Genomic DNA, 6795 nt, shown 5'->3' on the forward strand with positions numbered 1-6795 from the left:
TCGAATCCCTTCGCCCGCTCCAATTTTCCTAAGAAAATCAAATTCTTATGGATCCTTGACGCTGAAGATCAGCGCCGCGATCCCATCTCCTGCCCGATCTGTCCAACTCGTGACTGGCATGTCCCTCCGGATACCATCCCTGCCGCCGGGTCGCCGGTTCTCGCGATGGATGCATTCGCGCGGCTTCGCCCATGCAAATTCTCCTTTCCGACATCGCCCGCATGAAAGCCGGAAAAGCTGGTTACCAGAGCGTTACACTTGCCTTAGGCAAATTTTAAAAGTGTGGCGCTAGGTTGTGAGCGTAGGTTGTGAGTTTTGTAGAGAGTACGATGACCGAGCTAGCCCGCGTTCGCGCAAAATATGTCATAGGTCCCGACGGCAGTCCGCTGACCGTTGCCGACCTGCCCCCTTCCAATACGCGGCGCTGGGTGATCCGGCGCAAGGCGGAAGTCGTGGCGGCCGTGCGCGGCGGCCTGCTGAGCCTGGAAGAAGCGTGCGAGCGATACTGCCTGACGGTGGAGGAATTCCTCTCCTGGCAGGCATCGATCGACGATCACGGCCTTGCCGGCCTGCGCACGACGCGGATCCAGCAATATCGCAACTGACCGGCGCGGCATCGCGCCGTCCCGCGGGTGACGGCTGGCGCCGGACGACCCGCACGTTTCCTTTCGGCCCATCTCATCGAAGGCGTTTTTGACGCGGCAGGGCAGAAGTGTCGCCGCATCAATGCCTGCTTTCAGCCGAGATCAGCCAGGCCGCGATTGAAAGAGCGGAGACCGGTCATCCGCGAAGCCGATCCTGCAAAGGACGACGACGGCGCCGCCCGATTTCAGCCCCTGCGGCTTTGTTTTTGCGGAAACCCTCCGAGACTCCACGAGACCAATCACGTCCGTCCCACAAAAAGCCAAAGGCCGCATCATCGCGATGCGGCCTTTGGTGTTAGCGGTTCCCCTCGGCTTAGCCCTCAGGCGCGCTTGCGGCCCGCGGCATCGCGCTCCTCGAGGGCGGCGGCGCGCTCATAGTCCAGTTCCATCTCGGCGAGCTCGGCTTCGGCCTTGTCGCGCTGCTCGCGCAGGTCGGCGACCGAGACCGCCAGATTGTCGGCCCGCTGGCGCGCCGATTTCGCGAATGTCGAATATGCGAAATGGCCGGGGTCGGTGATCCCGGATTTCTTTTCCTCGGCGGCGATCTGCTGCATGAGCTCGCCGGACATACGGGCGAATTCATCCATCATGAGTTGCAATTGCTGCAACTGCCGCTTCTTTTCCTTTACCTGAAACGCCTTCAGACGCAACAGACTGTTTCGTGCCTTCATACGCAAAACTCCCCGGCTGACGAACGCATAGCGGATCGGTCCCCCCTCGGTTTCTGATTCGCGCCAAAAATGATTAACGAAATCGAAATCGCGGTAACCTTTCGTTTACAGTCATGTCCGATCATAGCCGTCAGGGCTTAAGGGTCGGTAAACCGCGTTATCGGATTCAAACAAAAACTAGCGAGTCAGATGAGTCACTTAGCAGTTTTGGTTAATCTTTTTTATCGGCTTTTGAGATTAAAAAAGTTCAATGAAATCAACGCCATTCTAATGTTCATTAATATCTTCTGGCTGTCTTGCCAAAAAGAATCAGAATTTGTTAACCATTAGATGGCAGCTTCCAAATCAGGTCATCACTGAGTCCGTATCGCGTCGGGGGCGACAACAGACCTTTCATAGCGGCGGTTCAAGGGGAAAGACATGCGGGTTCTTTTAATCGAAGACGACGGCGCCACAGCACAAAGCATCGAGCTGATGCTGAAGAGCGAAAACTTCAACGTGTACACCACGGATCTGGGCGAGGAAGGCGTCGACCTCGGCAAGATCTACGATTACGATATCATCCTTCTCGATCTCAACCTGCCGGATATGTCCGGCTACGAAGTGCTCAAGGCGCTTCGGGTTTCGAAGATCGCAACACCAATCCTTATTCTCTCGGGCATGTCGGGCACGGACGACAAAGTGCGCGGCTTCGGCTCCGGCGCCGACGACTACCTGACGAAGCCGTTCCACAAGGAAGAGCTGGTCGCCCGCATCCACGCCATCGTGCGCCGCTCAAAAGGCCACGCGCAGTCGATCATCTCCACCGGCGATCTCGCCGTCAATGTGGATGCCAAGACCGTCGAAGTTGGCGGCCAGCGCGTTCACCTGACTGGCAAGGAATATCAGATGCTTGAGTTGCTTTCGCTGCGCAAGGGCACCACGCTGACCAAGGAAATGTTCCTCAACCACCTTTATGGCGGCATGGACGAGCCGGAACTGAAGATCATCGACGTCTTCATCTGCAAGCTCCGCAAGAAGCTCGCCAATGCCGCCGGCGGCACCAACTTCATCGAAACCGTCTGGGGCCGCGGCTATGTGCTGCGCGAACAGGACCAGCAGGAGATGAAACGCGCCTGACGCGGTTCACAAGGCTGAAGAACGCGGCGCTCCGGCGCCGCTTTTCGTTTGAGCCGGCGCCCTTCCCGGCCGTCCGGGCCGAACGCGCCCTCAGAACCTCATTTCCCGCTTCGCATCCCGGCAAGCTGTGCCGCACCCGTCTCATCGCTGGTCTTATCGCTCAGCGGGGCGCAAAGCAGCAGGAGGCGGCTCTTGAGCATGTCGATCTTGAATTTCGCGGCTGCTACCGAGGTTTTCGCCTTCTCGACATCGACACTCTCGCCGCAATGCGCCGCTTCGTCGGCGTTCTGCAACTGGTTCTCCGCGCGCACCAGCGCCGCGTTCGCCGCGGCGAGGTCGCTTTCTGCGGCGGCGATGCCGAGCTTCAGGGCGTTGAAGTCGTTCATGAAGTCGCGTCGGTTGTCGCGCGCGCTCAGGATCGTCTCCATAAGCGTCAGCCGGGCATTCTGCGTCATGCGCAGCGCATCGCCTTCATCGATCAGCGGCAGGACATAGGACACCAGAAACTGGAGATTGAGGCCGCCGGTCTGGGTCATGAAACTGGGGATCGAGGTTTTCAGCTTGGTGAAACGCGACTGCCGGGCAAGGTCGAGCTGCGCGGCCGAGGCTTCGACGAGCAGATCCTCCAAGCGCTTCTTGCCGGAGCTTGCGAAACAGGCCTCCGCATCGTCGCTTTTCATCGACTCGAAGCCGGAAAGCGAAGACAGCACGGAACGTTCCGGGGCCACGCGATAGCCGCCCTCGGCAAGGCCCGCAAGGCCCAGCAATTCATCCCGTTTCGAGGCGAGCAATCGCGACACCGCGTCGGCCTCGCGCCGGGCGGCGGCGACCTGCGCCCTGAGCGCTTTCAACTCTCGCTGCGTGGCCTCTTCGTTGCCGACCTCCGCCTCGACATCGCCGGCCCGGCAGGCAAGCCCCTTTTCCTTCAGCACGGCATTTTTATGCCTGAAATCGAGGGTCGTATATTCATTGTAGGTGTTGAGAAGGTTGGACGTCGCGGTGCGCTGAGCGATCTGGTATTGCACCGGGATCAGCCGGCCGGCGACATCGACCGACGGCTGGTCGAGGCGGAGCAGTGCCTTCGAGATGTCCCAGTTGACGCCGAGCACGATATTCGAAGTCCCGGCCACATCCCCGAGATCATCGCCGGTATAGGTGGCAATCTGGCGCGCCTCGGCGCTGATGCGCGGCAGGCGCGCGGATTTCACCTTGTCGAGTTCGAGCATCGCCCGCGCGCGACTGATCCGGGCGCGCATGAAATCCTTGCCGGCGCTTTCCGCGCTCACCAGAAGTTCAGTGGGCCCCAGCACCGATCCGTCGGCCGGCGGTTCGGGCGGCTGCGCGCTGAACTCCTGCTCCATCAGGTCTATCTGCTGGGCGGTTTGCTGCAATTGCTGGGAGGCGCACCCGGCAAGCGCCAGCCCGACGCCCGCAAGCGCGCCCATGCTGAGCCTCGCGGTCCCTCTGTTTCGGAAGTTTCGATCAGGCACGGTCGGCATCACGCAGCTGGAGACGGGAGGACATGCCGTCGGTGCGGGCTTTACCCGTTGCGCGGTTGCGAACAATTGTTCCGCTCGGCGACGGGATGGCGACCGGGGATCGGCTGGATTTGCGCGCAAAGACGCTCGAGACCGCCGGCAAGGCCGGGGGAAAATGCGGATATCTCACAGCTGGGCTCTCCCTCAGAAACTGACGGGAAAATTGCAGTTCCGGCTTCGCAGAAACGGCTCGGGCGGGAAATTGTTTCCCGGGAGCCGACCTGCGAGCGATTCAATGCCGGAAGAATAGCCGTAAAGCTTGGCAAAAATGGGATAGCGCCTGCTGCGCTGCAAAAGAAAGCGGGAATCAGCGCTCAGGCCGCGGGCTTGGCCTCGAACACGACCTCGCCATCATTGACCACGAATTCGATGGCCATGCCGGACTCCTCCGCCAGCAGCGCGGTGTAATAGGGCTGCACATTATGCGAGGTGATCGGGTCTTCCATGACCCCGCCATAGATGCGGGCGAAATCGGCCGGCATCTGCACATAATTGCCGCGGGTGCGGATGATGAAGGCGAAGATATCGCCCGCCGCATCGAGACCGACATCGATGGTGCCGCCGCGCGGAATGGTGGACTGGGCGACCAGGAACAGGTTCAAAAGCAGCTTGACCCGGTTCTTCGGCGCATTGATCCGCGGGCCGCTCCAGTTGAGCGTCACCCGCTTGCCGAGCCCGATCAGATCACGCGCCGCCGTCTCCGCCTCGCCGGTATCGAGCGGCGTGTCCAGCGTGCCGGAAGCGCCGAAGGCGATGCGGGCGAATTTCAGGTGGATGGTGGCCGAAAGCGTGCTCTGGCGGATGAGCTGCAGCGCGTCCTCGTCCATACCGCCCTCGTCCAGCAGTTCCAGCCCGTTTCCGGCAGCCCCGATCGGATTGACGACATCGTGGCAGATGCGGCTTGCAAGCAAGGCCGCAAGATCTGCGCCGCTCAGGGTCAGGTTCGGGTTCTTCATCGCGTCCACCATCCTTCGGATCAGGCGGCCAGCGGCCGCCCCTGTCTTTTGCTGGTATCGCCGCGCCATGGCAAGCGATAATCGCCTTCCGGGAAAATCCTCCCATTTGGTAAATCCATTGTTAAGGGGTATGGCCCACAATGTCTGCCAAAAGTCCGCCGTCCGCCAGGTCGTCGCCATGAAAATTCGCGGCGGCAACGGACCAGACCAAAAAGCAACAGGAATGGAACCGCCATGTTTGCCACAAACGCCGTAAGGTCCATAAAGGCACTTGTCTTCGCTTTCTTGATGATGGTCTTCGCGGCCATTCCGGCCGGAGCGCAACAGCAGGCCCAGCAATCCGATACATTCTCGCCGGATGAAGTGGTCGCCGCCGGCAATACTTTCTTCGGCGAGGCGAGTTCGGGCCTTGCCCAGACGCTACAGAACGCGTTTTCCAAATACGGCCTGCCCAACGGCTATATTCTCGGGGCGGAAGGCTCCGGCGCCTTCATCGCCGGCCTGACCTACGGCGAAGGCACGCTCAACACCAAGAATGTCGGCTCCCACAAGGTGTTCTGGCAGGGCCCCTCGCTCGGCATCGATTATGGCGGCGACGGCTCCCGGGTGATGATGCTGGTCTACAACCTGCCATCGGTGCCCGACCTCTACCACCGCTATGGCGGCGTTTCCGGCTCGGCCTATATCGTTGCCGGCTTTTCGATGCAGGTCTACAAATACCGCGACGTCATCCTGGTTCCGGTGCGCTCGGGCATCGGCGCGCGTCTCGGCGTCAATGTCGGCTATCTGAAGCTGACCGAGCGGCCGACCTGGAACCCCTTCTGAGCGGAGCGCGGGATTGGGCGACCTGAAAACAGACATCGAAGCCCGCTATGCGGCGATCTGCAGCCAGGTGGATGAAGCCGCCGGCTCGGATCGCGAGGACGAGGCCCTGCGCGCGGCCTTCGCCGAGCTTGCCGCGATGATGATCGCCTATCGCTATCGCGAGGGCGGCGAGGGCGCGCGCGATGCGCTGGAAGCCGCGCTTTCGCGCGATCAAGGCCGCAGCACTCACCGGATCAGCCTTGCCGAACGCGCCCGCGCCCTGCTCGGCGAAACGCGGTAGATCGACGCTTTAGCCGATGCGGCCTTTCGCGAGCGCTAGCTGATAGAGCGCGATCGCGGCCGCATTGCCGACATTGAGGCTGTCGAGCCCGGGGGCCTGCGGGATGCGCACGGTTCGAAACGCCTCCATGATATCGACCGGGAGCCCCTCGCCTTCCGTTCCCAGCACGAGCGCCACCCGCCGTCCCGGCACAAGATGATGCACGGCCTCGCCGCCTGAGGGCGAAAGAGCGACGACGTCGAAGCCGGCGCGCGCCAGCGCGGACAGGATTTCCGACCCCTTGCCGTCTCGCGTCCACGGCATCTTCAGCACGGAACCAACCGAAACGCGCAGCGCCTTGCGATAAAGCGGATCGCAACAGGTCTCGTCGAGAAGCACCGCATCGGCGCCGAGCGCGGTCGCGTTGCGGAAGATCGCGCCGGCATTGTCGTGATTGGAGAGGCCGATGCAGACGACCACGAGCGCGTCTTCGGGAAGTGCGGCGATCAGCTCTTCCGCCGTCGACCGACCGGCGATGCGCCCCAGCGCCAGAACCCCGCGATGCATGTCGAACCCGGCGATCGCGTTCATCACCGCCGCATTGCAGGTGAAAACCGGCACGCTGGCCGGATAGCTTTTCAGTACGTCCGCAATGCCCGCCAGCCGGTTTTCCAGCACGAGGATGCGATCGGCCTCGAACCTTGCGGCATCCGCCTCGGCCAACACCCGCAGCACCACCGTGCCTTCGGCGATGAACAGGCCCTGCCGCCCGACCAGATCCTT

At 61.6% G+C, this 6795-nt stretch carries 9 protein-coding genes; 5 read left to right on the forward strand and 4 right to left on the reverse strand.

The window, feature by feature from the left end; translation table 11 throughout:
- Nucleotides 1–225: hypothetical protein (locus tag B4E36_RS13690; protein WP_345900468.1), on the forward strand; the 225-nt coding region annotated here is incomplete at its 5' end.
- A 104-nt stretch (nt 226–329) separates the two neighbouring features.
- On the forward strand, nt 330–605 hold the full coding sequence (locus tag B4E36_RS13695) for a DUF1153 domain-containing protein (protein ID WP_018065061.1): 276 nt from the start codon (nt 330–332) through the stop codon (nt 603–605).
- A 359-nt stretch (nt 606–964) separates the two neighbouring features.
- Here B4E36_RS13695 and B4E36_RS13700 read toward each other — a convergent pair whose 3' ends face one another.
- Complete coding sequence (locus B4E36_RS13700) at nt 965–1315, reverse strand: flagellar export protein FliJ (RefSeq protein WP_026173521.1); 351 nt, start codon at nt 1313–1315, stop codon at nt 965–967.
- A gap of 420 nt (nt 1316–1735) precedes the next feature.
- Between B4E36_RS13700 and ctrA the strand changes: the two genes are divergently transcribed.
- Nucleotides 1736–2434: a response regulator transcription factor CtrA gene (gene ctrA / locus B4E36_RS13705; protein WP_018065059.1), complete on the forward strand. Its 699-nt coding sequence runs from the start codon at nt 1736–1738 to the stop codon at nt 2432–2434.
- 98 nt (nt 2435–2532) lie between these two features.
- Here ctrA and B4E36_RS13710 read toward each other — a convergent pair whose 3' ends face one another.
- Nucleotides 2533–3879: a hypothetical protein gene (locus B4E36_RS13710; protein WP_292052225.1), complete on the reverse strand. Its 1347-nt coding sequence runs from the start codon at nt 3877–3879 to the stop codon at nt 2533–2535.
- 407 nt (nt 3880–4286) lie between these two features.
- Entirely contained in the window at nt 4287–4928 is a 642-nt protein-coding gene (gene chpT / locus B4E36_RS13715; RefSeq protein WP_292052223.1) for a histidine phosphotransferase ChpT, read from the reverse strand.
- Nucleotides 4929–5162: 234 nt separating this feature from the next.
- Between chpT and B4E36_RS13720 the strand changes: the two genes are divergently transcribed.
- Both B4E36_RS13720 and B4E36_RS13725 read left to right on the forward strand, forming a co-directional pair.
- Nucleotides 5163–5753: a DUF1134 domain-containing protein gene (locus tag B4E36_RS13720; protein ID WP_292052221.1), complete on the forward strand. Its 591-nt coding sequence runs from the start codon at nt 5163–5165 to the stop codon at nt 5751–5753.
- A gap of 13 nt (nt 5754–5766) precedes the next feature.
- A complete protein-coding gene (locus B4E36_RS13725; protein ID WP_292052219.1) occupies nt 5767–6033 on the forward strand; it encodes a hypothetical protein in 267 nt (88 codons plus the stop codon).
- Between the two features lie 9 nt (nt 6034–6042).
- Here the strand turns inward: B4E36_RS13725 and B4E36_RS13730 are convergent.
- Nucleotides 6043–6795, reverse strand: a 753-nt coding sequence (locus B4E36_RS13730) for an RNA methyltransferase (protein ID WP_345900469.1), incomplete at its 5' end; no start/stop codon positions are given.

The sequence above is a fragment of the Martelella sp. UBA3392 genome (assembly GCF_002358775.1).
In the GTDB taxonomy this organism is placed as follows: Bacteria; Pseudomonadota; Alphaproteobacteria; order Rhizobiales; family Rhizobiaceae; genus Martelella; species Martelella mediterranea.